Annotated in this window: 23 protein-coding genes; 5 read left to right on the forward strand and 18 right to left on the reverse strand. The window is 69.2% G+C overall.

Annotated features, from left to right (window positions below; translation table 11 throughout):
* Window positions 1–142: 142 nt before the first annotated feature.
* The 8 genes from LY40_RS23805 to LY40_RS23840 all read right to left on the reverse strand — a co-directional run bounded on the left by LY40_RS23805 (window position 143) and on the right by LY40_RS23840 (window position 8277).
* Complete coding sequence (locus LY40_RS23805; protein ID WP_258938198.1) at window positions 143–808, reverse strand: hypothetical protein; 666 nt, start codon at window positions 806–808, stop codon at window positions 143–145.
* 93 nt (window positions 809–901) lie between these two features.
* Entirely contained in the window at window positions 902–1573 is a 672-nt protein-coding gene (locus LY40_RS23810) for a GntR family transcriptional regulator (RefSeq protein WP_258938199.1), read from the reverse strand.
* Window positions 1574–1655: 82 nt separating this feature from the next.
* Window positions 1656–3146 (reverse strand): FAD-dependent oxidoreductase, encoded by a 1491-nt coding sequence (locus tag LY40_RS23815; protein ID WP_258938200.1) that lies wholly within the window; start codon window positions 3144–3146, stop codon window positions 1656–1658.
* Complete coding sequence (locus LY40_RS23820) at window positions 3139–3477, reverse strand: (2Fe-2S)-binding protein (RefSeq protein WP_258938201.1); 339 nt, start codon at window positions 3475–3477, stop codon at window positions 3139–3141. Before LY40_RS23820 ends, LY40_RS23815 begins: the two co-directional genes overlap by 8 nt.
* The gene (locus LY40_RS23825; RefSeq protein WP_258938202.1) at window positions 3474–4628 is read right to left on the reverse strand and encodes an NAD(P)/FAD-dependent oxidoreductase; all 1155 of its coding nucleotides are present in this window, start codon (window positions 4626–4628) and stop codon (window positions 3474–3476) included. The genes LY40_RS23820 and LY40_RS23825 overlap by 4 nt, the downstream gene beginning before the upstream one ends.
* Window positions 4629–4683: 55 nt before the next feature.
* Complete coding sequence (locus tag LY40_RS23830) at window positions 4684–5685, reverse strand: proline racemase family protein (RefSeq protein WP_183782922.1); 1002 nt, start codon at window positions 5683–5685, stop codon at window positions 4684–4686.
* Window positions 5686–5734: 49 nt separating this feature from the next.
* Complete coding sequence (locus LY40_RS23835; RefSeq protein WP_258938203.1) at window positions 5735–7234, reverse strand: aldehyde dehydrogenase (NADP(+)); 1500 nt, start codon at window positions 7232–7234, stop codon at window positions 5735–5737.
* Window positions 7235–7371: 137 nt separating this feature from the next.
* Window positions 7372–8277: a dihydrodipicolinate synthase family protein gene (locus LY40_RS23840; RefSeq protein ID WP_258938204.1), complete on the reverse strand. Its 906-nt coding sequence runs from the start codon at window positions 8275–8277 to the stop codon at window positions 7372–7374.
* Window positions 8278–8584: 307 nt separating this feature from the next.
* Here LY40_RS23840 and LY40_RS23845 point away from each other — a divergent pair, with 307 nt between their 5' ends.
* The gene (locus LY40_RS23845; RefSeq protein ID WP_183782916.1) at window positions 8585–10042 is read left to right on the forward strand and encodes an alanine/glycine:cation symporter family protein; all 1458 of its coding nucleotides are present in this window, start codon (window positions 8585–8587) and stop codon (window positions 10040–10042) included.
* 36 nt (window positions 10043–10078) lie between these two features.
* Here LY40_RS23845 and LY40_RS23850 read toward each other — a convergent pair whose 3' ends face one another.
* From LY40_RS23850 to LY40_RS23865, 4 genes are all read right to left on the reverse strand, one after another.
* Complete coding sequence (locus LY40_RS23850; protein ID WP_258938205.1) at window positions 10079–10321, reverse strand: SHOCT domain-containing protein; 243 nt, start codon at window positions 10319–10321, stop codon at window positions 10079–10081.
* Window positions 10322–10391: 70 nt separating this feature from the next.
* A complete protein-coding gene (locus LY40_RS23855; RefSeq protein WP_258938206.1) occupies window positions 10392–11015 on the reverse strand; it encodes a vitamin K epoxide reductase family protein in 624 nt (207 codons plus the stop codon).
* Window positions 11012–11764, reverse strand: coding sequence for a DsbA family protein (locus LY40_RS23860; RefSeq protein WP_183782910.1), 753 nt, complete (start codon window positions 11762–11764; stop codon window positions 11012–11014). Before LY40_RS23860 ends, LY40_RS23855 begins: the two co-directional genes overlap by 4 nt.
* 74 nt (window positions 11765–11838) lie before the next feature.
* Window positions 11839–13470, reverse strand: coding sequence for a multicopper oxidase family protein (locus LY40_RS23865; protein WP_258938207.1), 1632 nt, complete (start codon window positions 13468–13470; stop codon window positions 11839–11841).
* A 145-nt stretch (window positions 13471–13615) separates the two neighbouring features.
* On the opposite strand from LY40_RS23865, the gene LY40_RS23870 reads away from it, so the two are divergent.
* The 4 genes from LY40_RS23870 to LY40_RS23885 all read left to right on the forward strand — a co-directional run bounded on the left by LY40_RS23870 (window position 13616) and on the right by LY40_RS23885 (window position 17658).
* Window positions 13616–14392, forward strand: a complete 777-nt coding sequence (locus LY40_RS23870) for a cytochrome c biogenesis CcdA family protein (RefSeq protein WP_258938242.1) — start codon at window positions 13616–13618, stop codon at window positions 14390–14392.
* A 131-nt stretch (window positions 14393–14523) separates the two neighbouring features.
* A complete protein-coding gene (locus tag LY40_RS23875) occupies window positions 14524–14895 on the forward strand; it encodes a BlaI/MecI/CopY family transcriptional regulator (protein WP_183782907.1) in 372 nt (123 codons plus the stop codon).
* Between the two features lie 34 nt (window positions 14896–14929).
* A complete protein-coding gene (locus tag LY40_RS23880) occupies window positions 14930–15916 on the forward strand; it encodes a M56 family metallopeptidase (protein ID WP_258938208.1) in 987 nt (328 codons plus the stop codon).
* A gap of 230 nt (window positions 15917–16146) precedes the next feature.
* Window positions 16147–17658: an SLC13 family permease gene (locus tag LY40_RS23885; RefSeq protein ID WP_258938209.1), complete on the forward strand. Its 1512-nt coding sequence runs from the start codon at window positions 16147–16149 to the stop codon at window positions 17656–17658.
* A gap of 185 nt (window positions 17659–17843) precedes the next feature.
* Here LY40_RS23885 and LY40_RS23890 read toward each other — a convergent pair whose 3' ends face one another.
* The 6 genes from LY40_RS23890 to LY40_RS23915 are packed head-to-tail and all read right to left on the reverse strand — an operon-like array spanning window position 17844 to window position 26051.
* Window positions 17844–19046 carry a type III PLP-dependent enzyme gene (locus LY40_RS23890; protein ID WP_258938210.1) on the reverse strand — a complete coding sequence of 401 codons (1203 nt, stop codon included), beginning with the start codon at window positions 19044–19046 and terminating at the stop codon, window positions 17844–17846.
* On the reverse strand, window positions 19043–19813 hold the full coding sequence (locus tag LY40_RS23895; RefSeq protein ID WP_183782902.1) for an HpcH/HpaI aldolase family protein: 771 nt from the start codon (window positions 19811–19813) through the stop codon (window positions 19043–19045). Before LY40_RS23895 ends, LY40_RS23890 begins: the two co-directional genes overlap by 4 nt.
* Window positions 19813–21561: an IucA/IucC family protein gene (locus tag LY40_RS23900; protein ID WP_258938211.1), complete on the reverse strand. Its 1749-nt coding sequence runs from the start codon at window positions 21559–21561 to the stop codon at window positions 19813–19815. The genes LY40_RS23895 and LY40_RS23900 overlap by 1 nt, the downstream gene beginning before the upstream one ends.
* Window positions 21558–23138, reverse strand: a complete 1581-nt coding sequence (locus LY40_RS23905; RefSeq protein WP_258938212.1) for an IucA/IucC family protein — start codon at window positions 23136–23138, stop codon at window positions 21558–21560. Before LY40_RS23905 ends, LY40_RS23900 begins: the two co-directional genes overlap by 4 nt.
* Complete coding sequence (locus tag LY40_RS23910; protein ID WP_183782894.1) at window positions 23131–24357, reverse strand: MFS transporter; 1227 nt, start codon at window positions 24355–24357, stop codon at window positions 23131–23133. The genes LY40_RS23905 and LY40_RS23910 overlap by 8 nt, the downstream gene beginning before the upstream one ends.
* A complete protein-coding gene (locus LY40_RS23915) occupies window positions 24354–26051 on the reverse strand; it encodes an IucA/IucC family protein (protein WP_258938213.1) in 1698 nt (565 codons plus the stop codon). Before LY40_RS23915 ends, LY40_RS23910 begins: the two co-directional genes overlap by 4 nt.
* Between the last annotated feature and the right edge of the window lie 5 nt (window positions 26052–26056).

The raw sequence follows: 26056 nt of genomic DNA on the forward strand, positions 1-26056 counted from the left end.
GCCGAAACCCGGTCACGCTAGGACGAGGTTCCACCGAGACCCGGTCACACCGGGACGATCTGCCCCGAGACCTCGTTCCTCAGGGACCCACCGGCGCGTGGTCGTCAGCCGCGGCGGCCTCGACCACGCGGTGGCCGGCGTGTCATCCGCCGGCCGCGATGACACCGGCCAGGTCGTCGGCGACGTTCTGGGTCGAATAGCGCTCGCGCTCGTCGTCGTCGAGGCTGCTCACCTCGAGCTCGACGAGCGCCGACGACTCCGGATCGGCGAACACGGCCGTGTAGTCACTGCCCGCCTTCGGGTTGGTGATGTACTCGGTGACGAGCACGTGCACCTCCGCGCCCCGGGCGGTCAGCGTTTCCGTGGTGTTGTCCTGCACGGAACTGTCACCGGTGGCGAGGAAACCCGCCACGTACTCGTCGACCGCCGCGGCGTCGTCGAGCCGGATCAGCGACAGCGACGTGGCGATGTGGTCATCGGTCTCGGTCTCGCACTGATAGCGGTAGCCGGCGTCACCCTCGGGGCCCCAGCCCGCACCGTCGGGCGTGAGGGGCTGTCCTTCGAGGGTCGCCCCGTCGGGAAGCACGAGGCAATCACTGTCGTGATCGACGGTGAGCACTCCGTTCGCCTGCCCTTTGGAGCCTTCCCAGCCGTCGGCCGTCGCCGTCAGCCACTGCTGCGGAATGCCGTCGACCGTGCCGTCCGCCCCGTCCTGATTCCCGCCCTCGTTCGAACCTCCGCAGGCCGCGAGCGCGGGAATCAGCAGGCCGACGGCCAGCGCACCCCGCAATGAAACGAACCTCTGCATGCCCTTGATCATATCGGCGCATCCCTGACGTTTCGGCCGAAACGGCGAAATCAGGAAACGGGCGGGCTGAGCGAGAACCGCGTGGCAGTCGGATCAATCAGCCGAGTCCGGGCCGGGGCTGGCCCAGCGCCCCCGGACTTGGCTGATGTGGGCTCGCATCTGCGATTCGGCCGCGGTCTGGTCACGTGCCTGAAGAGCATCGACGATCGTGTGGTGCTCCTGCGCGACGTCGACCAGCTCCCCGCGCTCGCGCAGCGCCGCCAATCCGAACAGGCGCGTGTGGGCACGCAGGTCCGACACGAGGTTGGTCATGCGCGGATTGTCGGCGTACGAGAGCAACCGCAGGTGGAACACGCGGTCCGCCTCGGTGTACTCGACCAGATCACCGGCTTCGGCCGCGGTGACGATGTTCTGGGCGAGCTCCCTGAGCTCGGCGAAGTCGTCGTCCGGGATGATCGGCGTGACCTTGCTGACCGCAGGGGGCTCGATGAGCAACCGGATCTCGGTGATCTGATCCAGGTCGGTTTCGCTGATTTCCGTCACCCGGAAGCCCTTGTTGGGCACGATCTCGACGAGTTCCTCGCGCACCAGGTCGAGCATGGCCTCACGGACCGGGGTGGCGGAGACCCCGAACCGACTACCGAGCGATGGCGCCGAGTACACGACGCCGGGCTCCATCTCACCGGAGATGATCGCCGCCCGCAGCGCCCGACCGACGCGGTCACGCATGCTGACCTTCTCCATCTGGACCAGCTTCGGAGCCACTACTACCTCCACGATCTGTTCACGGCCATAGTATGTGACGTCGCACAGCCGGTACCGCGAGTTCTCACCCCGCGGGCTCGGTTCACTCGTGTTGCGGACCCTCCGCGAGCTGCTCGAGCGAAATGGGCGCGGCGAAGGGCTGCTTGGCCGTCGGCCGGAGGTCGTCGGCGGTGAGTGCCCTGCCCTCCCGAGCAGCGGCGAGCTTGGCCGAGGCGAACCCGCAGACCCGGCCCTGGCACCAGCCCATCCCGGGGCGTGCCATGAGCTTGACCGTGCGGGCGTCCCCGGCGCCGAGATCGTCACGGGCGCCGCACACCTGCTGGTAGCTGACCTCCTCACAACGGCAGACCGTGGTCTCGGGGTGCAGCCAGTCGTGCCAGTGGCGGGGAACCGGGTGGGCGGTGTGCATCGCTGCGGCGAAGCGCCGATGGCGCGTGATGCGTTTCTGCAGCGCCCGCACGCTCTCCTGGGAGACAGCCGCACGCTGGTCCCGCGCGGTGATCAGGCCGGCGAGTTCGCCTTCGGCGACCGCCAGCACCGCACCCCCGACGCCGGTGGCCTCACCGGCCACGTAGATCCCGGGCACGGTCGCCCGCTGCTCCTCGTCGACGACCGCGACCAGCGAATCGTCGATGTCCTTGCGGGTCGCGGCGCCGGTCGCCGTGACGAGCTCCAGCGACGGCGTGAAGCCCCACCCGAGCGCGACGAGGTCGACGTCGACCGTGCCCGCCTGCTTGCGGATGCGGCCCTCACGGTCCAGCCGCGACAGCTCGACGGACTGGACCGTGTCGGTGCCGCGGATCGCCGTGATCGCCGTCCGCTGCCGGTACGGGATGCGGTGCCGGATCAGCGCGGTGGCATATTCGAGGGCCTCCCGCCCCTTGCCGGGAACCGCGGCTGCGGCCAGCGGGTCCCTGGACCATCCGGTGATCGACCCTGCCTCGCAGACGGCCACGACGTCCGCACCGGCCTGAGCCAGACCGGTGGCCACCGGCAGCAGGAACGGCCCGGTTCCGGCGACGATCGCGCGGCGGCCCGCCACGGTGCGATGCCCCTTGAGCAGGGCTTGAACCCCGCCCGCGGCCATGACACCGGGAAGGTCCCACCCTGGGATCGGCAACTGGCGGTCGTACCCGCCGGGGCACAGGATCACCGCATCCCCGGTGACGGCGTCCGGACCGTCGTCACCCCCGTCCGCTCCGGCGTACGCGGTGGTCAGGTGCAGGGTGTGGGCCGGTGGTTCGTCACCGGTCGACGGACGCTGCACGAACCACACCTGGCGCCGAGGCAGATAGGTGATGCGCTGCCGCCGGACGAGCCCGTGCAGTCGGGTGCGCAGCCCCGCGAACGTCGACCAGTCGTGATGGCCCAGCGATTCGTCACCGCGCGGGGCGGTCTCGTCGGGATGGCGCCAGTACTGACCACCGGGCTGCTGGCCTGCGTCGACGAGCACGACCCGGCACCCTGCCTCGGCAGCGGTGACGGCGGCGGCGAGTCCGGCCGGGCCTGCTCCGACCACGGCGACGTCGTAGCGGGGGCTCGTGGCTGTGATGTCGCGGGGGTGCTCAGTCATCGGTCTCACCTGCCGTGTCGAAGGGACCGTTGCCGAGCACGGTGCTCGACAGCGCCATGCCGGGCCGGGCGGGGACCAGGCACGCGCGCTGGTTGGGCTCGCCGTCGACGGTGATCAGGCACTCGTAGCAAACGCCGATACCGCAGAACAGGCCACGCGGTCGAAGCTGAGTGCGGGTCGTTCGCCAGGACCGGATCCCGGCATCGGTCAGCACCGACCCGACGCTCTGCCCCGCGATCGCCGGTAACGGGCGGCCGTCGAAGACGACCTCGAACCGCTCGGGCTCGGTGGTGGCCGCGTCGGGGGTGCCGTGCTGCTGGGCGGGACTCATGATGCCTCCACGAGGTCGAAGCGCTCGGGCGCGAACGGAGTCAGGTCGAGATCCGGTTCCCGGCCGGTCAACTGCTGGACCAACAGCTTCGCCGAGCCGACCGAGAGCCCGATGCCTGCACCCTCGTGCCCCGCGGCGTGCCACATCCCGGGCGCACGCGGATCATGGCCGATCACGGGCAGATGGTCTGCGCAGTACGGACGGAATCCGTGGTAGTTGCGCATGATCTTGGTCTTCGCCAGCACGGGATACAGGATCAGCGCCTTCGCCGCGATCTGCCGCAGGGCGGGAAGCGAGACGGTGGCGTCGAAACCGACCCGCTCGCGAGAGGATCCGATGAGGATGGTGCCCGCCCGGGTCCCTTCGATGACCGTGGACGTCTGCAATCCCTCGTCGGACGAGGTGGTGCTGGCGACGTAGTCGCCGGAGTAGACCTTGTGGAACACCGTGCGCGGAAGCGGTTCGGTGATCAGCACGAACCCGCGGCGCGGGAGGATCGGCACGTGCACGCCGGCGAGCTGTGCAATGTCGCCGGCCCAGGTCCCGGCGGCGTTGATGACGTGGTCGGCATGGATCGTGCCGCGGCTGGTGACGACACCGGTCACCGAATCGCCGTCCCGGTGCAGATCCGTGACCTCGGTACGAGTCCAGATCCGGGCGCCGCGTTCACGGGCGATGCGGATGAGCTGCGCCGCCATGAGCATGGGCTGGACCTGGCAGTCCTGTGGATAGTGCGCGGCGGCGGTCAGGTTCTTGGTGAGGTGAGGCTCGTAGGCATGCACCTCGTCGGCCGCGACGTCGGTGACATCGATCCCGGCGTCACGCTGACGCCGGGCGAGCTCGGCGAGGTTCTGGGCACCGGACTCCGTGGCGGCGACGATCAGGCCACCCTTGTTCTCGAACTCCCACAGGTGGTTGTGCGGGGCGAGATCGCGGCGCCAGACCTGGTTGGAATACAACGCCAGGTCGAGTTCGTGGCCCGCTTCCTTGTCCGAGACCAGCAGGTTGCCCTCGCAGGCACTGGTGGTCCCGCCTGCGACCTCGCCGCGCTCGACGATGTGGACACGCAGGCCCTGTTCGGTGGCGAAGTAGGCGCACGCCGCGCCGAGGGCACCCGCGCCGATGATGACGACGTCGGCGGTGTCGGCCATCGCTGCCTCCGGTTGTCGATTGTGGACACAGGGACGTTTCCGCGTGGCTGCCGCTTCAGAGTTCGAAGCCTGCCGGGAACGGGTCGGAGGGATCGAGCATGTACTGAGCGGTTCCGGTCACCCAGGCGCGTCCGGTGATCGTCGGGACCACCGCGACGCGCCCACCGACTTCGGCCTGCTCGACGAGTCTGCCCACGAAAGTCGTGCCGATGAAGGATTCGTTGACGAAGTCGGTGTCGAGGGCGAGCTCACCGCGGGCGTGCAACTGCGCCATCCGGGCGCTGGTGCCGGTGCCGCACGGCGAACGGTCGAACCAGCCCGGGTGGATGGCCATCGCGTGCCGCGAGTGTGCCGCCGTCGAGCCGGGAGCCTTGAGATAGACGTGGTGGCAGCCGGAGATGTCGGGCCGTTCGGGATGCACCGGTGGCGCCTGCTCGTTGATCGCCGACATGATGGCGAGACCGGCATCGAGGAGCTGCTGTTTGGCCGCGCGTTCGAACGGCAGTCCCAGCGCCTCGAGGTCGACGATGGCGTAGAAGTTGCCGCCGAAAGCGATGTCGCAGACCACCGGGCCGAGCCCGGGGACGTCGATCCGCTGATCGAGCGCATGGCTGAACGAGGGCACGTTCTTGATCGTCACCGATTCGGCGTGCCCGTCCCGGACCGCGACGTCGGCGACGACCAGGCCAGCGGGAGTGTCGAGGCGAACCTGGGTGACGGGCTCGGTCACCGTCACCATCCCGGTCTCGACCAGCACCGTGGCGGTGCCGATGGTGCCGTGACCGCACATCGGCAGCAGGCCCGAGACCTCGATGAACAGCACACCCCAGTCGGCGTCGGCGCGAGTGGGCGGCTGCAGGATGGAACCCGACATCGACGCGTGCCCGCGCGGTTCGCACATCAGCAGGGTGCGCAGGTCGTCGCTGTTCTCGATGAACCACTGCCTCCGCTCGGCCATCGTCGCCCCGGGAATGACCCCGACGCCACCGGTGACGACCCTGGTGGGCATGCCCTCGGTGTGGGAATCGACGGCATGCAGGACACGACCGGTCCTCATCGACCGCTCCTCTCGACTACGAACCGGGCCGGGCCGGTTGGCGGATGAATCAGTTCTGCGCAACGCCGTCCACCCGGCGGAGGACGGGTGCGGCGGGGGAATCGGTCAGTTCGTCGGGCAGCAGGTGCTGCGGATAGTTCTGGAACGCCACGGCGCGCACGAAGCGGTCGATCGCGGCCGTGCCGACCGAGGTGGTCGCCGGGGCGGTCGTTGCAGGGTACGGCCCGCCGTGCTGCTGGGCGTAGGTCACCGAGACCCCGGTGGGCCACTGGTTCCACAGCAGCCGGCCGGCCTTGTCCACCAGGACCCGCGTGAGGTCCGCGGCCACGTCGTCGGTCTCCTCCGCGATCAGCGTCGCGGTGAGCTGTCCGTCGATGGCCCTGGCGACGTCGACGAGTTCGGTCTCGTCGTCGTAGGTCACCACCAGAGCGGTCGGACCGAAGCACTCGGTGACGAGCCGGTCCGGGTCGGCGAGCAGCGTGGTGACGTGGGTGGCCAACAGAGTCGGGGTCGGGGCTTCCCCCTCCGGCTTCGATCCGCGACGCAGGACCTCGACGCCTGATTCGGAGCTCAGTCGCCGGAGGGTGTCGTGGTAGCCCGCCACGATGCGATCGCCCAGCAGAGGCGCGGCCTGCGAGAGTTCGGTGTCGCGCAGTACCTCGGTGACGGTGGCTCCGGAGGGGACCAGCAGCAGGCCCGGTTTGGTGCAGAACTGTCCCGCGCCCAGGGTGAACGAGCCGGTGAACTCCGCGGCGATCTCGGCTCCCCTCGCCGCGTCGGCCGCGCGGGTCACGAACACCGGGTTGACGCTGCCCAGCTCGCCGAAGAACGGGATGGGCTCGGGCCGGGAGCAGGCGATGTCGAACAGTGCACGACCGCCCTCGATGGAACCGGTGAAGGCCCCCGCCTTGACCTGCGGGTGCGACAGCGCGGCCCGACCGGCCTCGGCCCCCCAGACGAGGTCGAACAGTCCGACCGGCGCACCCGCGTTCTCCAGCGCGGCGCGGACGACGGCACCGGTGGTCGCGGACAGGTCCGGATGTCCGGGGTGCGCCTTGAGGATCACCGGACAGCCGGCGGCAAGCGCCGAGGCGGTGTCACCACCGGCGACGCTGAAGGCGAACGGGAAGTTGCTGGCGGCGAAGACCACGACCGGCCCCAGCGGCACCTGGGAGCGGCGCAGCTCCGGTCGCGGCGCGCCCATCGGCCAGTCGGGGTCGGCATGGTCGATTCGGGCGTCGAGATAGGAGCCCTCGCGGACCGTCTCGGCGAAGAGTCGCAATTGGAACGTCGTGCGTGCGAGTTCACCGGCCAGCCGGCCCTCCGTGAGGTGGGTCTCGCGCCCCGCGATCGGGATGAGCACCGGGGCGGCGTCGTCGAGCGCATCGGCGACCGCCTCGAGCGCGCGGCTGCGTTCGGCGCGGTCCGTACGCGCCCACAAGCGGCCGGCTTCGGCGGACGCCGCAGCGATCCGGTCCACCTCCTCGGCCGTGGTCGGTTCTGCCGGAGCCGTGAGCTCGCGAGCCAGGTCCTTGTCGGTGGTCGTCATCGGTGGTGCCTTCCCATGCGGTTACGCGTGGACTCGGTGGGGACGAGGGCGCACCCGGGCGGGTCGTGGACGGCCGGCTCTCGTCCCGGGGCGCCGAATGTGGGTGGGACGGCGCGGACCGTCCCACCCACAGCCGCCTACTTGTAGCCCTTGGCCAGGACGTTCTTGGTGTCGGCGACGACCTGCTCCGCGACCTCGGGAGCCAGCGGGGAGCGCGGCGGGCGGCACGTGCCGCCCTTGCGGCCGGCCACGTCCATGGACAGCTTGATCGCTTGGACGAACTCGGTCTTGGAGTCCCATCGCAGCAGCGAGTGCACGTCGCGATACATCGGCAATGCCTTGGCGATGTCGGCGGGGTCGCCCGACGTGGCCAGGTTGTACAGCTCGAGACTCGCGGTGGGCAGGGCGTTGGGGTAGCCGGCGATCCAGCCGACCGCTCCGGCCAGGCCCAGTTCGAGAACGACGTCGTCGGTGCCGACCAGCAGGTCGAGATCCGGTGCGAGCTCGGAGATCTCGTAGGCGCGCCGAACGTCGCCGGTGAACTCCTTGACCGCGACGATGTGCCCCTCCGCGTGCAGCTCGGCCAAGAGCGCGGGAGAGAGATCGATCTTGGTGTCGAACGGGTTGTTGTAGGCCACGATCGGAATTCCGACCTCCGCGGCGATGCGGTAGTGCTCGACGATCGCGGCCTTGTCGGCGCGGTAGACGTTCGGGGGCAGCAGCAGGACCGAGTGCGCTCCGGACTCGGCGGCCTGTTCCACCCAGCGGCGGGTTTCGAGGGCACCGTACGCCGCGACGCCGGGCATCACGTGGAAACCGTCGGGGGCGGCCTCGACCGCGGTGGTCACCACGCGAGCGCGTTCCTCGGCGGTCAGTGTCTGGTACTCGCCGAGTGAGCCGTTCGGCGTGATGCCGTGCATGCCGCTGGCGGCGAGCCACTGGACGTGCTCGGCGAAGCCGTCGTAGTCGACCGACAGGTCGTCGTTGAACTGCAGTGCCGAGGCGACATGGATGCCGCGCCAGGGCTTGAGCTGCTCGGTCATCGAGCCTCCCCTTCATTGGGAACGAAAAGCGTAACGGCCGTAGTATGTGACATTGCACTGTCGTCCGCAAGGGCCTACTGTCTCGTGACACAGCACGCCATCACCGCTTCGGAGGAAGCCGACCTCGCTTCCCCCGGAGTGAAACACCGGGCGTGCGGCCGGCGTACGACGCGCCGCCGCCCGCACGCGACCTGCAGCATCAATGCGATCACAGCGCGATGTGTTTGCAGATCACCCTGGACATCTCATGGTTGTGCAATGTTACATGGCACACCGCATTCGCCGACTCGACGAGGAGGACTCGCGAATGGAACTGTTGACACAGGTCAACGAGTGGCTCTGGACGCCACTGGTGGTCGTGGCGTTGGGCTTCGGACTGCTGCTGACTTTCCTGACCCGATGCATGCAGATCCGGCTGCTCCCGACGATGGTTCGACAACTCGTGCGGAGCGAGCAGCGGCAGTCCGACGAGGGGATCTCCCCGTTTCAGGCGCTGTCGCTGGCCATGTCGAGCCGCGTCGGTGTCGGGAACATCGCCGGCGTCGCGACGGCGATCGCCGCGGGTGGCCCCGGAGCCCTGTTCTGGATGGCCATGATGACCTTCCTCGGCGGAGCCACTGCTTTCGTGGAGTCCACACTCGCCCAGATCTTCAAGCGCCGCATCGACGGCCAGTTCCGTGGCGGCATGCCGTACTACATCGAGAAGGGCCTCGGACTACGCAAGGTCGCGGTCGGCGCGGCCGTCGTCGCGGCGGTCCTCTACGCGGTCCTGGCGCCCGGCATCCAGTCCAACGCCATCTCCAGCAGCTTCGACTCAGCCTTGGGCATCGACCCGCTGATCAGCGCGATCGTCATCACCGTGGCGCTGGCGTTCATCATCGTCGGCGGCCGGAAACGCATCGTGAAGTTCGTCCAGGTGATCGTCCCGTTCATGGCAGGCGCCTACATCCTGGCGGCCGTGGTCGTGCTCGCGTTCAACGTGACCGCGCTGCCTTCGGCCGTGGGCCTGGTTCTCTCCAGCGCATTCGGCGCCCACTCGGTGTACGGCGGCATTCTGGGCGCGGCGATCGCATGGGGCGTGCGCCGCGCGCTGTTCTCCAACGTCGCCGGAGTCGGTGAGGGCACCTACAGCGCCGCGGCCGCCCAGGTGTCCCACCCGGCCAAACAGGGTCTGGTGCAGTGCTTGTCCGTCTACATCGACACGTTGTTCGTCTGCATGGCGACCGGACTGATGATCATCGTGACCGGTGCGTACAACGTCGAGCCTGCGGAAGGGCCCGCCCTGGCGTCGAACCTTCCCGGCACGGAAGCCGGACCCGCTTACACCCAGGCCGCGATGGATTCGGTGTCCGCCGGGGCGGGCGGCCCCTTCGTCGCGGTGGCACTCGCGCTGTTCGCCTTCTCGACGCTGGTGGCGTTCTACTACATCAGCGAGACGAATCTGGCGTATGTGCTCCGCCGGACCCCGTTGGCTGCCACCGCCGTGCTCAAGACCGCCCTCCTCGCGATGACGTTCTGGGGCGCGGTGCAGTCCGCCGACCTGATCTGGGCGATCGGGGACATCGGCTACGCCTCCTTGGCCTGGGTCAACATGCTGTGCCTGCTGTTGCTGGCGAAACCAGCGCTGCGAGCCCTGCGTGACTTCGACGCACAGCGACGACGCGGACTGGATCCGACCTTCGTCCCCGCCTCGATCGGGCTCGGCGACCTCGACTGCTGGCAGTCCGATGCCGGACGCAGCTCGACAACACACTCGACGTCCTGAGATCGGGCCGTTCACGCCGGAGGCACGACCCAGGGGTCACCGGTTCCGGAGGTCGTCGAGGCGGCGGAGGTACTCGTCGCGGTCGATCTGGCCCGCGGCGTAGAGCTGGCGGACCTCCTGTTCGGCCCCGTCGACCCGGGACCGGTCCCGTCCGTCGCCGAGGTTGCGGGCGAGCCACACCGCACCCAGTACGACGAGCACGAGCACGGCCAGGCCGACGATTCCCCACAGGGCCATCCACCAGCCCATGCCCATCATGCCGTCCATCATGTCGACCACCGCCTCTCCGTCGGGGTGCCTGTCCGCGTGAGTGCCCGTCCCGCTGCCCGGGCATGCGGAAGGAAGGTGTTCAGAGCAGGGTGCGCCAGTAGAACCAGAACGCCTCGAACACGAGAACCACGATCGCCAGGTACCAGAGCGTCAGCACCACCGTGTGATAGCGGGCCAACACCAGCGCGACCGGCCGCCCGCCGGGGGTGAGGTGACCGCTGGTGAGGTTGTGCAGTGTCGTGTACCAGAAGATCGGGATGGTCACGACCCACACGACCATGCAGTACGGGCACAACGCGCCGATGTCGTAGAGGCTCGAGTAGATGAGCCAGTGCACGAATCCGACACCGAACGTCGTGCCCGTCTGCATTCCCAGCCAGAACCAGCGTGGCGGCCGGAAACCACACAGCAGGACCACGCCCACGGTGACCACGACCGCGAAACCACCGATGCCGAGCAGCGGGTTCGGGAACCCGAACGCGGTGGCCTGCGGACTGTCCATCACGGACCCGCACGAGACGACCGGGTTGAGCGTGCAGGTCGGCACGTGGTCGGGATTGGCGAGAGTGGCGAGCTTCTCCAGTATCAAGGCGATCGCCGCCGCCAGGCCGACGCCGCCGCCGACGACGTACAGCCAGCCCAACCGGCGAACCGATGACGACGCCTCGGACGCGGCAGGTGCGCCCGCCCGTTCGGCGGTCATCGCGCCAGTTCCTGTTCGATCTGCTCGCGCAGTTGCTCCTCCACGTCGGCGAACGTCTCCCCGGACGGCGAGAACTCACTGCCGTTGACGAAGATCGTGGGCGTGCCCGACACGCCGGCTCGGCGACCGTCGGCGCGGTCCCGTTCGATCCGTTGCGTGACGGTTTCGGAGTTCAGGTCACGGTGGAACCGGTCGAGATCGAGGCCGATCCGGCGGGCGAACTCGTCGAACCGGGCCTGTGCGCCGTTCAGGTCCGCGCTCGCCTGGCTGCCGTCGGCCGTACGCGCCCAGGACAGGTAGTTGTCGTAGAGCTCGTGGTACATCTCGCGGTATTTGCCCTGCAGCGCCGCGGCTTCCGCAGCCCGCGCGGCCGGCACGGCCAGCGGATGCATGTCCAACGGGAAGTTGCGGGTGACGAAGGTGATCCGTCCCGCGTAGTCCTCCTCGAGCTTCTTGGTGATCTTCTTGTAGTAGCCGGCGCACGCGGGACATTGATAGTCGAGGAACTCGACGATGGTCACTTCGGCGCCGGGTTTGTCCAGCAGCGTGTTGCTGTCCGGTTTCCGGAGCACGTCGGCTGCGACGGTGGAGCCTCCGCTGCGAGTGCCGTCCGCACCGTCGCTCTTGCTGCCGTTGAACAGCAGAACTCCACCGAATACGACGGCGGCGGCCAGCAGCACGACCAGAGTCAGGACGGTGTTCGTGGACAGCCTCGACCTGCGCGTCACAGGGTTTTCGGGGTTCGGCATCGACTTCCCAGGGTCGGAGTTTCGGTGATCTACTATCCTACTACATAGATACGTAGATCATCGTCGAGCCCCGGTCAGCCACCGGATACATACGACACGACCGCGGCCATACCGGTCGCCATGTGATACGCGTTGTGGCAGTGGACCAGCCACTGACCGGGGTTGTCGGCCAGCAGATCGGCGACCACCCGTTCACCGGGACCGACCATCACCGTGTCCTTTCGGGTGCCCTCCGGAAGCCGGGTGGCGTTGCCGCCTGCCGTGTCACTGACGGCGCGAATCGCGAATGTGTGCCCGTGCAGATGCATGGGGTGGTACATCGGCGTCTGGTTGACCATCTCCAGCCGCACCCGCTGACCCTCCTGCACGGTCAGTGGCGTGATGCCGTCGAACGGACGGTCGTGGCGGTACGTCTCGGCGTTGATCCGCCACGCGAAGCTGTTCATGTCGCCGGTCAGGTACGCGGTGTGGGTCACCTCGGGCGAACGTGACGCGAGGTGAACGGCCGACGTGGCACGCAGGTCCGACAGTTTCAGCAGGCGTCCGCCGAGTTCGGCAGGCTGCACCGTCATCGCTGGAGCCTCACCACCGGCGGTGCGCACCACGCCGAAAGCCTGCGCACCCTTTCCCTCCGCCACCGCGACGAGTGGGAACACGCCGTCGTCGAGGTCGACCGACACGTCGTAGCGCTCACCGGAACCGATGTGCAGAGTGTCCACAGTGACCGGATCGACGGGAAATCCGTCCGTGTGCGTGACGGTCAGCCGGTGCCCGCCGAGCGCCACCCGGAACACCGACGCCCCCGCCGCGTTGATCAGCCGGACCCGGGCGCGCTGCCCCGGCCTGGCGCGGAACGTCTCCGGCGCGGTCGGCAACCGCCCGTTCAGCAGGTAGAAGGGGAACTCCACACTGCTGGCCATGCGGGAAGCCGGGGACTCCGGCGTGATACCGCGCGGCGGATTAGCCAGCTCGGCCGGGCGGTCGTACTGCCACGAGCCGGAGCGGTCGCTCACGGCGCCGACCTGCACGTCGGTGCGGTACCTGGCGTCCATGTCGCCGGCCTTGAGCGTGTCCAGCACCTCACCGGGAGTCGCACCCGCACCGTCGATCCAGTCGTCGAGCACCACCACGAACTCGACGTCGTGGTCGCCGGGATCGCGGGGGTCGTCGACGATCAGCGGACAGTAGAGCCCGCGCTCCCGCTGGACACCGACATGGGGATGCAGCCAGTAGGTCCCCGGATCGGGCGCGGTGAACGCGTACCGCATGTTCTCGCCGGGCGGGATGGGCGATTGCGTCAGGTGCGGCACGCCGTCCATGTCGTTACGTAACCGCAGCCCGTGCCAGTGCACCGTGGTCGGCTCCGGAAGCCGGTTGACGGCCTCGACGACGAGCTGATCCCCGGCCGAACAGCGCACGACCGGCCCCGGGACCTGCTGGTCGTAGGCCCACGTGCGCACCACACGACCGCCCAGGTCCACCGAGGCGGACTCGGCGGTCAGCTTCGCCCGAACCGTGCGCCCGGAACCCCGGCTCCGCCGGGCTTGCTCCACCCGCGCGACCGCATCGGACGATGCCGTCACGCGCCCATTCCCCGGGGCGTCACCGGGACTCAGCGCCCACCAGGTGCCACCGGCCGCTGCCGCACCGGCGACACCGACCGCACCCAACAACACACTCCGGCGTGACACCGGCAGCTCAGGCATGCCTGCTTCTCACCTCGTTCGCCGAACTCACCGGACGTGGGGCCGCGATGGACGCTCATCGACTTCTACTACTCTACGACGTAGGTACGCAGAATGGCGGAGGGTGCGGCATGACGACGAGCCGTCGACGACCGGGCAGGTCGCAGTGGAGCTGACGGAACTGGCCGTCTCCGGGCCGTTACTGGTGGCCGCACTACTGGCCGTCGCCGCCGGAACCGTGTCGTTCGCCTCGCCGTGCTGTCTGCCACTGGTGCCCGGATATCTCGGCTACCTGGCCGGACTCGTCGGCAGCCAACCGCCCCCGACGACCGAGGGTCAGGCACGACCCATGAACGGAAGGTGGCGGGTCGCGGGTGCCGCACTGCTGTTCATGGCGGGATTCACGGTCGTGTTCACCAGCGCGACCGTCGCCGTACTCGGCCTCTCGGACGCACTGTTCGCCAATGAACAGTGGCTGCAACGCGCCGGGGGCATCATCACCATCGCCATGGGGCTGGTGTTCCTCGGGGCGTTCAGCCCGCTGCAGCGCGGAATGAAGCCGAAACACAAGCCGCGCGACGGACTGTGGGGCGCGCCGCTGCTCGGCGCGGTGTACGGCCTGGGGTGGACACCCTGCCTCGGCCCGACGCTGGCCGGGGTGATCGCACTGGCCAGTGGCACCCAGATCGGGCCGACCACCGCGCGGGGAATCCTGCTGATCCTCGCCTACTGCCTCGGCCTCGGCCTTCCGTTCGTGCTGCTGGCACTCGGCACCCGGTGGGCGGTACGCGCCACCGGATGGCTGCGCCGCAACATACGCCGGGTGCAACAGGTAGGCGGTGCGTTCCTGCTCGCCATCGGGTTCGCACTGGTGAGCGGACTGTGGGGCGCGTTCATCTCGTGGCTGCAAGGTCCGATCGCCGGGTTCACCCTGCCGATCTGAAGCCGGGACCGGTGACAGCGCGGCCCGACGACATGTTGCGTGAAACCCCTCCGCAGGGCGACGGCCGGGGAGAACCGAGCTCTCCCGATGCCACGTACCCTGGATGCCGCTGAGGCGACACGGGAGGACGGATGCGCGGGTTCGGCGAACTCGAAACGGTCGTGATGGACCGCATATGGGACAGCGGCGACACGGTCACGGTGCGCGACGTCTTCGAAGGGCTCAAGACCACCCGGGAGATCGCCTACACGACGGTCATGTCCACAATGGACAACCTGTACCGCAAGGGCTGGCTGGACCGCGACCGACAGGGCAAGGCCTACCTGTACTGGCCCGCGCTCAGCCGCGAGGAATACAGTGCCCGGCTGATGCGGGAGGCGATGGACTCCGGCGGCGATCCCGGACTCGTCCTCACCCGATTCCTCGAACAGATCGACGACGGCGAGTCCACCCGGCTGCGGAAGGTGGTGCGGCGATGGGCATCCGGCACGGACTCCGGCTGACCCCCGCCGGCGCGCCCACTCCCGGGGAGGTCGCATGAGCATCGCGGCGTGCCTGCTCCTCTACGGTCTCGTGGTGGCCACGCTCGGTCCCCGGCTGCTCACCCGCTGGACACGGCCCGGGGTGGCTCCCCGGCTCGGTGTCGCCGTGTGGCTGGTCGCGATCATCAGTGTCCCGGCCTCGTGGGCAGCCGCAGCGGTTCTCGCACTCGTCGCGCCGACACTGGGCTCGCACCAACCCGTCCGGATCCTCGACAGTTGTCTCGCCGCGCTCGAAGCCGTGGCGGCGGGTGACGCGGGCGTGGCACTCCAAGCCGGGCTGTTCGCGCTGACCACGGGTGCGGTTGCGGCCGCGGGCTTCCTCGTCACGCGCATCGTCCGCTGGCTCCTCGCCGCACGCGCCCGCACACACGACCACGCCCGCATGGCCCGTATGGCAGGCCGACAGCTGCCCGGCTCCGACGCGGTCGTGGTCGAATCCCCGCAACGGCTCGCCTACTGCGTCGCCGGCCGCCCGCACGCCATCGTGGTCTCCCAGGGCGCGCTGGACACGTTGGACGCACCGCATCTCGCGGCCGTCCTGGCCCACGAACGCGCCCATCTCGACGGCCGCCACCACCTGGTACTCGCCGCGACCCGGGGCCTTGCCGGCACGCTGCCGAAGGTCCCACTGTTCACCACCGGCGCCGCCGAGGTCGCCCGCCTGCTGGAGATGTGCGCCGACGACACCGCCGCCCGGGCACACGGCCGGCAGACCGTGCTCGGTGCGCTGCTCGCCCTCTCCGGCGCCGCGACCCTGCCGACCGGTGCACTCGGTGCGACCGGTGTCGGTGTGCTCGACCGTGCCGAACGCCTGGCCGAACCAGTCGGCTTCGCGCAACGCTGGCGAGCCCGCGCACTGCTGACCACAACACTCGCGCTGCTGACGGCCGGCCCGGTCATCACCGGTGCACTCTCGGCCACCGGTCTCGCGTTCTGCGACCCGAGTCTTGCGTTCTGCGATCCGCTGACCATCGCCCGGTAGCCGTAATCCCGGAGCGCACGTAACCGCCGGGCGGCCGTGATCCCCGCAGCACGGTGCACCGAAGGGTGCCGCCGTGCCCCGTACTCGGACGAGCCGCGCTACCTCGGCGCGGCCTCGGCCGGCGCCTGCCGCGGAGGCTACCGCGACGTTTCGTACAACGAGGCGGTACCGGATGGGACACATCGGGAGCCGATCACGGTACATTTCCCGACCAGATCGGGAGGTGTTCCATGTCACAGACTGGTAGTGAATCGGGAACCACGGTCGGCGAGGCGGACGCCGACGGTGCCAACACGCGACGGTGGATCGGACTGGGGCTCGGCCCCGTGCTCGCAGCCCTGCTGTATGTCCTGCTGCCGAACTCGTTGTCGGCGGACGGAAAGGCGGCGGCCGCGATCGCGGTCGTGATGGCCACCTGGTGGGTCACCGAGGCGATCCCGCTCGCGGCAACCGCCCTGTTGCCACTGGTGCTGTTCCCGCTGTTCGGTGTCGCCGAGATCGGCGATGTGACCGCGCCGTACGCGAGCGACATCATCTTCCTGTTCATGGGCGGGTTCATCATCGGGCTGGCCATGCAGCGCTGGGACCTGCACAAACGGTTCGCGTTGCGCACCGTGCTGCTGGTGGGCACCAGCCCGGTACGGCTGATCGCGGGCTTCATGATCGCCACCGCGTTCCTGAGCATGTGGGTCAGCAATACCGCGACCGCCGTGATGATGCTGCCCGTTGGCGTGTCGGTACTCGGGTTGGTACTGCAGTTGGGCAGCGGCAAGGGGGATCCGAACTTCGCGACGGCCTTGATGCTCGGCATCGCCTACGCCGCGTCGATCGGCTCGCTGAGCACGATCATCGGCACGCCGCCCAACGCCGTGCTGGTCGGCTACCTCGGCGAACAGGGCATCTCGATCGGGTTCGGCCAGTGGATGCTGTTCGGCCTGCCGATCGCGATCGTGTTTCTCTTCCTCGCCTGGCTGATCCTGGCCAAGGTGGTCTACCGGCCCAAGTTCCGTGAGCTGCCGGGAGGCCGGGATCTGATCCGCCAGCAGCTGGACGAACTCGGCCCGATGTCGCGCGGCGAGAAGAACGCCCTCGCCGTGTTCGTCGGTGCGGCGGCGGCCTGGATCATCCTGCCGCTGCTCGCGGACGAGGAGATCATGGGCGACGCCGCACTCACCTGGCTGGAGTACGCCGACGACAGCGTGATTGCGATGATCGCGTCGGTGGTGCTGTTCATCCTTCCCGTCCGGCGGGGTGTGCGGACCATGAACTGGGACACCGCCAAGCAACTGCCGTGGGGCATTCTGCTGCTCTTCGGCGGTGGTCTCGCGCTGTCCAAGCAGTTCGAGGAGACCGGATTCGCGACCTGGCTCGGTGATCAGGTCGCCAACCTCGACGTGCTGCCGACGATCCTGTTCGTCGCCGCCGCGGTGGTGATCGTGCTGTTCATGACTGAGCTGACCAGCAACACCGCGATGGCCAGCATCTTCGTCCCGATCCTCGGCGCAGTGGCCGTCGGGCTGGGCATGGACGTGATGCTGCTGGTGGTGCCCGCAGCGCTGGCCGCGACCTGCGCCTTCATGCTGCCGGTCGCCACCCCGCCGAACGCGATCGTGTTCGGCTCCGGGCATGTCACCATCGGGCAGATGATCAAGGGCGGTGTCTGGCTGAACGTGATCGGCATCGTGCTCGTGACGCTGGGCACCTACACGCTGGGAGCCTGGATCCTGGGCATCGGGTTGTGACCCGCCGTACGCCCGCCTGGTGCGGGGTCGACGACCCGGCGCTCGCCGCGGGACCCGGTAGGTGAACCGCACGGGAGGTCCGTTGCCGTTGCAGGCACGGACCTCCCGTGCGACCCACGGCCATGTGAGAGGCCGCCACGCCGACCGGCGGTGCTCCGGCGCGCGGAGCGAACCGACCGGCCCCGCTACGCCGACGAACTCGTCCGGAAGTAGACGTGTTCCGGATGAGGATGCGACAGGAAGTCGTGATGGGAGATGTCCCAGCCGTACGCGCCCGCGTGGTGGAAGACCAGCACGTCCCCCGCACGCACTCGGGACAACGGGACGTCACGGGCGAAGACGTCCTTCGGCGTGCACAGCTCGCCGACGACCGTGACCGGCGCGTCCCGCACCTCGGGCCTCGGCGCGTGCGAGCGCCACTCGTCCACGCCGAACACGGTGAACGGGTGGTTGTGCTGCCACGACACGGGCAGCCGGAAGTGGTGCGTGCCGCCCCGCACGATCACGTAGTGCGTGCCGTGGTTGGTCTTCACGTCCAGCACCTCGACCGCGTAGTAGCCGCACGCCGCGGTCAGGTACCGCCCGCATTCGAAGTCCACTTCGGCCCACCGCTCCGGCAACCGGTCCGCGAACCTCGTCAGCTCGCGCGTGAAGCCCTCCCAGTCGAACTGCGCCCCGAGGTCGGCGTAGTTGATGCCGATGCCGCCACCGACATTGAGCACCTCGCACCGGATGTCGAACTCCGACTCCCAGGCGAGGACCTTGGCGCGGTAGAGCTCCAGCATCTCCAGGTGCGCGGCGGCGGACAGGTTGTTCGACAGGGAGTGCAGGTGGAACCCGGCCGGCCGGATACCCGGCAACTTCTTCGCCGCGGTCACCGCCTCGCCGAGCACGGACTCGTCGATGCCGAACTGCGTCGGGCGGCCGGCCATCGCCAACGTCGCCGACGGGAACGGCCCCGCGAGATTCACCCGCAGCAGCACATCCACCCGGGCCGACATGCGCGTGGCGACCTCGGAGATCCGGTAGAGCTCGAGCACGCTCTCCGCATGCAACCGCCGCACGCCGTGTCCGATGGCGTCGGCGATCTCCCGTTCCGTCTTGGCGGGGCCGCCGAAGATCACCACGGAGTCCGGACCGGCGCCGCGAGCCTTCGCCACCTCGCCGCCCGAGGCCACCTCGAACCCCGCCACATGCGGCGCCAACGCCTCCAGGATCTCCGGCGCGCTGTTCGCCTTCATCGCGTAGAACATGCGGAACGGTTCGGGCAGCGCCGAGACGGTGGCGTGAACGTGCCGGGTGAGCGCGTCCAGGTCGTAACCGTAGAGGCACACCGGGTCCGCGCCCTCGGCACGCTCGGCGAGCAGGCCGGCAAGCACGTCGTTCATCCCCGCCTCCGGTGGTCGTCCAGGTGCGAGCGCAGCGCCCGCGCCGCGATCCCCCGTTCCTCGCCGAGCACGAACGTGCGCACCCCAGCTGCCAGCCATTCGGCATGGTCGGCCCGCTCGCGCGGAATGGCGCAGAACGGCACTCCGCGTGCGTCGCACGCCGCACTGACCTTCCGGACCGCCTCGCGCACCACCTCGTGCCGGGTCTGCCACGGCACGCCGTAGGACTGGGACAGGTCGGCGGCGCCCTCCAGGACGAGATCGATGCCGCCACCGTCGAGAATGGACTCGATGTCGTCGACGCCTTCGGCGTCCTCGATCATCGCGACAACCATGGTCTCCTCGTTCGCCCTGCGCACGTACTCGGCGAGATCGAGCCTGCCGAAACCCGGCACGCGGCCGCCGTTCAGACTTCGCATACCTTCGGGCGCATATTTGGCTGCCCGGACGACGTCGTCCACATCGGATCGATGTCGGACGTGGGCCACGACAACGCCCATGGCACCGCCGTCGAGCACGCGGAGGATGCCAGCCGCGTCCCCCTCGGCGAGCCGCACGAACGGCGTGAGGCCCACCGCCTCCGCTGCTCTGATCATGTTCTCCACCTGCTGCGGATCGACCAGCGTGTGCTCGGTATCGATGATGACGAAGTCGTACCCGGCACAGCCGATCATCTCCACCATCGCCGGCGATGGCGTGGAGCAGAACAGCCCGTAGACCTCCTCGCCCGCCTGGATCTTCTGCTTGACCGCGTTCGTCGTCAGCATCAGCCCTCCTCGGCAAGAGGGTTCGGCACGGTCTGCAACCGCAGCTCGGTGTCGGGCAGCAGCCTGCGGGTGGTCAGCTTCTCGACGTCGATGCCGGGCTTGGCCACGTCGAAGGTCACGAAGCGTTCGGCGAGCTCGGGGAAGCGTTGCCGGTAGGCGCCGATGCGCTCCCGCACGATCGCCCAGAACTCCCGCTCGTCGAACCCGTAGGCGTCGGCGAGGAAGATACTGAGCTCGCCGATGTTGATGAAGAAGAACGCGTCCAGTACGAAGTCCGCGACCAGGCCGAGATCATCGGTCTCGACGAACGAGTTGCGGTTGCCGTGGCCCTCGGGGGTATCCCGCAGTGTCGGGCACCGTTCCGGATCGGCCAACTCCGCGCGGGAGAACCGGACGCCATCGTGGAAGTCCTTGAGCGCCACCCGTGTCGGCACCCCGTCGGAGTGCACCAGCACCATGTTCTGCGCATGCGATTCGACCGCGATCCCGTGCCGGCACAGCAGATGGATCACCGGCAGGACGCTGACATCCACCACCCGCTTGAGCCACTCGGCCGGTCCCAGCCGCCTGACCCATGGGTCGATGAGCGGTGTGCCGTCCAGCTCGCACGCGGTGAGCCCGTTGAACGGAACGGCCCGCTCACCGTCCTCGAGCATGTCGTGCAGGTTCTCCCGCCAGATACAGGACAGTGTGCCATAGGTGTCGGTGCCGTAGGTCTCACCGGAGACGGTCTCCGTGCTGACGGCCGTCCCCATCACCTCGCCGAGCACGATGAGCCGGCACTCCTCGCGCAGGAACGGGTCGCCATCGACCACCCCGCGCAGCCACTCGGAGATCCGGGGCGCGTTGGCGACGGTGTGGGGCGCGAGCACCCGGCTTGTCGAGGTGTTGACAATGGACAGTGCGAGCTTGAGGTAGGGGCGGCCGTCACAGGACAATGTCCGAATCGACTGCTGTGGCGAGAACCTCATGGGGTCCTCGCCGAGCACGACCAGGTCGCCGCTCGCCAGCTGCTCGGCGAAGGCGCCCGTCACCACTTCACGCCACTGCCACGGGTGCACCGGCAGATACGTGTACTCGCCCGGGTCGGCGCGCCGCGTGAATTCGTCGTAGACCTCCTCGCCGAGCTGCGCGCGGAGGTAGTCCCGCTCGTCCACGACGGAAACCTTCGACACCTCGGCGATGCTCCGGCGCGCGGCCAGCCACAGTGGACGTATCCCGGGGGCGAACTCCGGGCCGAACGCGAGGTTGTCCTCGACGTCGAAACCCATGCGGGACTTGTACGTCGGGTGGTACCGGTGGCCGTCGGTGATGGCACACTCCAGCCGGTCGTAGCCGGAATCCGCCAGCACGTCACCGCGTTCGGCGCGGGCCAGCTGCGCCAGCGCGTCGTTGAGCTCTGTCCGCGCGAGCTCGCGTGCGAATCTCACCAGGCAGTCGGGATCCGCGGTGACGGCGTCGCGCACCTCGTGCAGGAATCGCAACGCCGACTCGGCCTCCTCGGTCGTATCGGCGATGCGCAGGACGGGATCCCGGCCGAGCCCCACCCGGCCGAAGCCGTGTCTGCGGAACGCGGTGAACTCGTACGACACGCCGTCCCCGTCGACGCGGTAACGGCGCGGCCCTACCTCCTCGACCTTGATCGCCTGTTCGTAGACCAGTGATTCCAGCAGCTGACGCAACACCCTGCGCCGGACCGTGCCGAAGCCCGGTCCGGTCAGTGCGCGCTCGACGAACTCCACAGTCACGTCCTCACCTCGTGCAACGGGTTTCCCACCTCGACGTAGAGCGCCCGTTCCCCGAGTCCGAGGAACCGGTTCATCAGATTCGCCTTCGCCGGCAGCGTCGGCGAGGCCAGAAGGTCGGCCGCGTAGCGGCCGGGGCAGTGATCGCGCAGGAAGTCGGCCAACTGGGCCCACAGCGCCTCCTCCCCCACGTCGGTGCATGTTCCGAGTACGTGGACGAGGTGTCCGAAGTGGTTGGTCACCAGGTGATAGCGCAGTCGCAGCCAGGCCTCGTCGTCGCTGTAGCGCAGCGGGCTGTCCTGCGGCACGTCCGCGCGGTCCGCGCTGGCACTGGTGCCTTCCATATCGCGCACCCAGAACCGGGTCGGCCAGCCGTGTTCGGTGTGCACCAGCGAGTTCTGCACGTGCGCTTCGAAGCTCACACCGTCGCGGGTGAACGCGTACAGCAGTGGGCGCAGCGAGATCGATGCGTATTGCCGGAGCCACGCGGCCGGGTCGGCGCCGGACTCCCGTACGAGGGCGGCCAGCGCGGGCTCCTTCCCACCCGTTCCGGGCTCCAGCAGTCCGGCTACGACGCGCGGTGCCCATCGCGATCCGGGGAACGGGTTCTCCCGGAACAGCACCGCGGTCTCGGCCGCGAGATCGCCTACGACGACGGGATCCACCATGCGGTATCCGTTCTCGATGAGCACGCCGAGTTCCGCAGGCCACCGGTGGCGCAGTCCGGCGATCAGCCGCCCGGCATCGGCCGACCTGCGGACATGCTCGACCGGGTTGTTCCGGATGAAGTTCGTGATCCGCACGTGCAACGGGAGTTTCCAGGTGACGGCCGACGCGGGATCGCACACGGTACGCACCGACGACGTCGGATACACCGGCGATCCGGCCGGGCCGAGTGCCGCGATGGCACCGCGGTCCAGCAACGGCTGCATGCCGGGCTGGTTGACCAGGAAGTCGGCCTGCCACGGATGGACCGGCAACAGCACCCGGCCCGGCGGTGCCTCGACACCGGACGGTAGCCACGGCCCCCGCGCGACACGCTCCGCATGCACGAGCTCGGGGTCGACGGCGAAGAAGTGCAGTCTGAACTCGGCGCCCAGCTCAGGCGCATAGCGCCGCAGGTCCTGCTCGTCGAAGCCTTCCGTACTCTTCGGCGTCGGATGGAACGGGTGCCCGCGCAACAGCGACTGTTCCGCCTGCCGCGTGAACCCCCGGGCATCACGCGGCCCGGCGGGTTCGTCGCGTGCGAGGAAACGCGCGATGTGCTGGGTGCTGTTGGCGATCTGCCGTGCCAGCGCGTCTCGTCCCTCCGCACGGCCGTGCCGCGCCACGAGCTCGTCGAGCAGGACGTCGACGACGCGGTCGTGCGCGAGCACCTCGGAATCGCTGTCGAGGCGTATCGCAGCGGTCGGAGTGTGGTGCCCGAACGGTGAGACGTGGGCGAGTTCGATCACGAGCGTGTCGTCGATCGCTTGCAGCGGTACGCGCACGGTCGGTCCGTGCACCTCGTGCCCGATCTCGCGAAGGAAGGCGTTGACGAGTCGCTGCCGGGTGGCTGCCTGCGCGTCGGTGTCAGACATGAGCGCTCCTCGGTTCGGGGGCAACGGTGATCGGGGCGTGGCTGTGTCGACCGGCACTCCGCACGGCCAGCAGCGCGGCGATGCCGAGCAGGACGCCGATGGCGCCGAACGCTCCCACCGGCGGGAGAGTGACCGCGATGACCGCCCCGAACAGCGGCCCGACCACCTGGCCGAAATCGAGCACGCCGGTGGAGAATCCGAAAGCGGTGCCGGACAGCCGCTCGCGCACCCGCGCACTCGTCACGTGCAGCACCGACTGCAGGAACGCGGCGAAGCAGAATCCCTGCACCATGCGCAGCGGGATCAGCAGCTCCACCGAGGTCACCACGGCCTGGAGGGTGGCCGCGATCGCGCAGCACGCGGCCGCGATCGCGAACCCGCGCTGGGCGAGGGCACGGTCGTTGTACCGGCCCCACCACGGTCCCCCGGCCCACGACGCCGCCCAGGTCGTCGCCTGCAGCACGCCGACCCACATCGCCGCGTCGGCGATCGAGCCGGTGATGCGGTGAATCTGCGGTGCGAACACCACCACGAGCGCGTAGATCGCGGCCTGGCCGGCCAGCCCGGCCAGCAGCACGTTGCGCGTGTCGGGCCGGCGCAACAGCACACCCGCGGCGGCGCGCAGCGGCGCGCGCTCACCCGATGCCGGTAGCCGCTCGGGTTCGGTCAGCAGCCATGCCGCAGCCACGCTCGAACACGCGAGCAGCCCGGCCACGGTCACGAAGATCGGGCCGAATCCCCATGTTCCCGCCAGCACTCCGCCTGCCAGTGGTCCCAACAGGGCGCCGGCCGCGGTGGCGCCGAACAACCCGCCGAGCACCCGTCCGCGCCGGTCCTCGGCGGCGAGCGTGCTGGCGTACGTGGCGGTCGCGCTCACCACCCCGCCGCACGCGCCCTGCAACAGGCGGAACGCGAGGAAGGCACCGGGGGTGGTGGCCAGCGCCATGAGCACCAGCGAGATCGCCAGACCGGCGTGTGCCCGCACCACCATGGCCTTACGCCCGTACCGGTCTCCCACCGCTCCCCACAGCGGCCCGGTGATCATCTGCGTCACCGCCGGCGCGGCGAGCGAGACCCCGGTCCACAGCGCGATGTCCCCGGGTGGCGTGCCCAGTTGAGCAAGGTAGAACGGCAGCAGCGGGACCACGACGGTCAGTCCCGCCGTGGCTGCGAACTGCCCGAGCCAGAGCACCGCGAACGTCTGTCTCTGCTCCGTCATGCGGGCACCTCGGCCAGCGGGTTCGGTACCGACCCGGTACCGGCAGGCATGGAGACACCGTTGGAAGGCCCCCGGTCCAGCAACGGACCGAGCACCGTGCGACTCGGCCAGGTGGGGGCGCGCAGCAGCCGCTCGGCGATCATGTCGCCGAGCCCGCCCGGTAACTCCATCCGGTCGAGGCACGCGACGACCGCGTGTCGCAACTGTGTCCACAGTGCACGCTCGTCGAGCTCGAAGTACCGGCACAGCGCGTCGACGATGCCGTACAGATTCACCTGGAGGCCGAGTGTCTGGAAGTAGCCGATCAGCTCCTCGCCGGTGTCCAGCCGCAGCGACTGCCTGGCGCCAGGCTTGATGGCGTAGCCCGGTTCGGGCAGGCCCGCGGCGGACATCCATTCCGGCACATACCGCAGTGTGTCGTGATCGCGCAGCACGAACACCGGCGCGTCCCCGCCGTCGAACGCGACCACGACGTTCTGCCCGTGGAGTTCGGGGAGCACGCCGTGGCGCAGGAAGCCCATCCCGAGCTCGCAGAACGCGCCCGCGAGCCCGGCGAAGAACCGCATCGGGTCGCCGCCCGGCACCAGGGTCGGCGCCAGCGTGTGCCACTCGTGCGCGGCGAGTGCGGCCATCGGGACGGCGACTGCATCGCCCAGGTCCGGATACGTCCGCACCTGTGCGGCGAGCTGACCCGGCCGGTCGGCGAACTCGTCACCGTCGGACCACCCGCACCAGACGCCCTCGTCACACAGGCGCACGCGCTCCCGGAGCACCGGATCGGAGTCGATGACGGCCCGCATCGTGCGCTGCGCCTTGTCGCCGTTGTCGAGGTACCGCGGCGGAAGCAGCCGTTGCGCACCCAGCGTGGCCACGCCCAGCGGAAGCTTGACGTGGCGCGTACCGGGCTCCGACATCGCCACGGTGCGCAGCGACGCCGTCGGGTGGAAACGCCCGAGGTCGCGCGTGACCGGCACGATCGCGCCGGCGGCGAACTCGTCGGCGAACTCCCGCATCAGCACGTTCTCGTACTGCCAGGGGTGTACCGGCAGGATCGCGTACCTGGCGGTGTCGACTCCGGCGAACCCGATCGCTTCCTGCAGGTGGGCCAGTTCGTCGGTCTGCAGGACCAGGGCTGCAAGGCCCGCGGATCGTGGGTCCTCGCCCGCCCGAACGAACCGCGTGCGCACCGCGACCCAGTCGAGACCGAGCGGTTTCTCCCGCATGGGGCCGTATTGTGCGAGCTCCGCCGCCGTCCATCCCGCCGCGGCGCGCGCGGTGGGGTGGAACGGGCGGTTCCTCGTCGCGGCCATGCGCTCGCCTTCCAGCAGGTCGACGGTGTCACCGCGGCGGCGCGCGGCGAGCACCGTCGACGCGTGTGCGATCGCGGTCGCGACATCGCAGGACACCCCGGCGACCCGGGACGCATCCGGGACGGCCAGTCGCAACAGCTCATCCGGGCTCACAGGCCTGCCGTTGTGACTTGCCGGCCCCTGATCCAGGCGGTATCGCTGCAATGCGCCGCCGTCGCGCACGGCGACGGAGATCTCGCCGCCGGCGACCGGCACGCTGAGGGTTCCGTCGGCACTCACGCGGGCATCGCCGAAACCCGATACGTTCTCCTGGATCAGGGCATCCACGAGATCACGCAGCACCAGCTCGTCCGCGTCGTCGTCGATCACTGAGACCACAGCCATCACCG

Source organism: Prauserella salsuginis (assembly GCF_024648885.1).
Lineage (GTDB): Bacteria > Actinomycetota > Actinomycetes > Mycobacteriales > Pseudonocardiaceae > Prauserella > Prauserella salsuginis.

What these genes read in the sequence shown, in the direction of transcription:
- LY40_RS23805 (WP_258938198.1), bottom strand. Translation starts at nt 808, where the DNA reads ATGCAGAGGTTCGTTTCATTGCGGGGTGCGCTGGCCGTCGGCCTGCTG.
- LY40_RS23815 (WP_258938200.1), bottom strand. Translation starts at nt 3,146, where the DNA reads ATGACTGAGCACCCCCGCGACATCACAGCCACGAGCCCCCGCTACGAC.
- LY40_RS23820 (WP_258938201.1), bottom strand. Translation starts at nt 3,477, where the DNA reads ATGAGTCCCGCCCAGCAGCACGGCACCCCCGACGCGGCCACCACCGAG.
- LY40_RS23825 (WP_258938202.1), bottom strand. Translation starts at nt 4,628, where the DNA reads ATGGCCGACACCGCCGACGTCGTCATCATCGGCGCGGGTGCCCTCGGC.
- LY40_RS23830 (WP_183782922.1), bottom strand. Translation starts at nt 5,685, where the DNA reads ATGAGGACCGGTCGTGTCCTGCATGCCGTCGATTCCCACACCGAGGGC.
- LY40_RS23835 (WP_258938203.1), bottom strand. Translation starts at nt 7,234, where the DNA reads ATGACGACCACCGACAAGGACCTGGCTCGCGAGCTCACGGCTCCGGCA.
- LY40_RS23840 (WP_258938204.1), bottom strand. Translation starts at nt 8,277, where the DNA reads ATGACCGAGCAGCTCAAGCCCTGGCGCGGCATCCATGTCGCCTCGGCA.
- LY40_RS23845 (WP_183782916.1), top strand. Translation starts at nt 8,585, where the DNA reads ATGGAACTGTTGACACAGGTCAACGAGTGGCTCTGGACGCCACTGGTG.
- LY40_RS23855 (WP_258938206.1), bottom strand. Translation starts at nt 11,015, where the DNA reads ATGACCGCCGAACGGGCGGGCGCACCTGCCGCGTCCGAGGCGTCGTCA.
- LY40_RS23860 (WP_183782910.1), bottom strand. Translation starts at nt 11,764, where the DNA reads ATGCCGAACCCCGAAAACCCTGTGACGCGCAGGTCGAGGCTGTCCACG.
- LY40_RS23865 (WP_258938207.1), bottom strand. Translation starts at nt 13,470, where the DNA reads ATGCCTGAGCTGCCGGTGTCACGCCGGAGTGTGTTGTTGGGTGCGGTC.
- LY40_RS23875 (WP_183782907.1), top strand. Translation starts at nt 14,524, where the DNA reads ATGCGCGGGTTCGGCGAACTCGAAACGGTCGTGATGGACCGCATATGG.
- LY40_RS23880 (WP_258938208.1), top strand. Translation starts at nt 14,930, where the DNA reads ATGAGCATCGCGGCGTGCCTGCTCCTCTACGGTCTCGTGGTGGCCACG.
- LY40_RS23885 (WP_258938209.1), top strand. Translation starts at nt 16,147, where the DNA reads ATGTCACAGACTGGTAGTGAATCGGGAACCACGGTCGGCGAGGCGGAC.
- LY40_RS23890 (WP_258938210.1), bottom strand. Translation starts at nt 19,046, where the DNA reads ATGAACGACGTGCTTGCCGGCCTGCTCGCCGAGCGTGCCGAGGGCGCG.
- LY40_RS23895 (WP_183782902.1), bottom strand. Translation starts at nt 19,813, where the DNA reads ATGCTGACGACGAACGCGGTCAAGCAGAAGATCCAGGCGGGCGAGGAG.
- LY40_RS23905 (WP_258938212.1), bottom strand. Translation starts at nt 23,138, where the DNA reads ATGTCTGACACCGACGCGCAGGCAGCCACCCGGCAGCGACTCGTCAAC.
- LY40_RS23910 (WP_183782894.1), bottom strand. Translation starts at nt 24,357, where the DNA reads ATGACGGAGCAGAGACAGACGTTCGCGGTGCTCTGGCTCGGGCAGTTC.
- LY40_RS23915 (WP_258938213.1), bottom strand. Translation starts at nt 26,051, where the DNA reads ATGGCTGTGGTCTCAGTGATCGACGACGACGCGGACGAGCTGGTGCTG.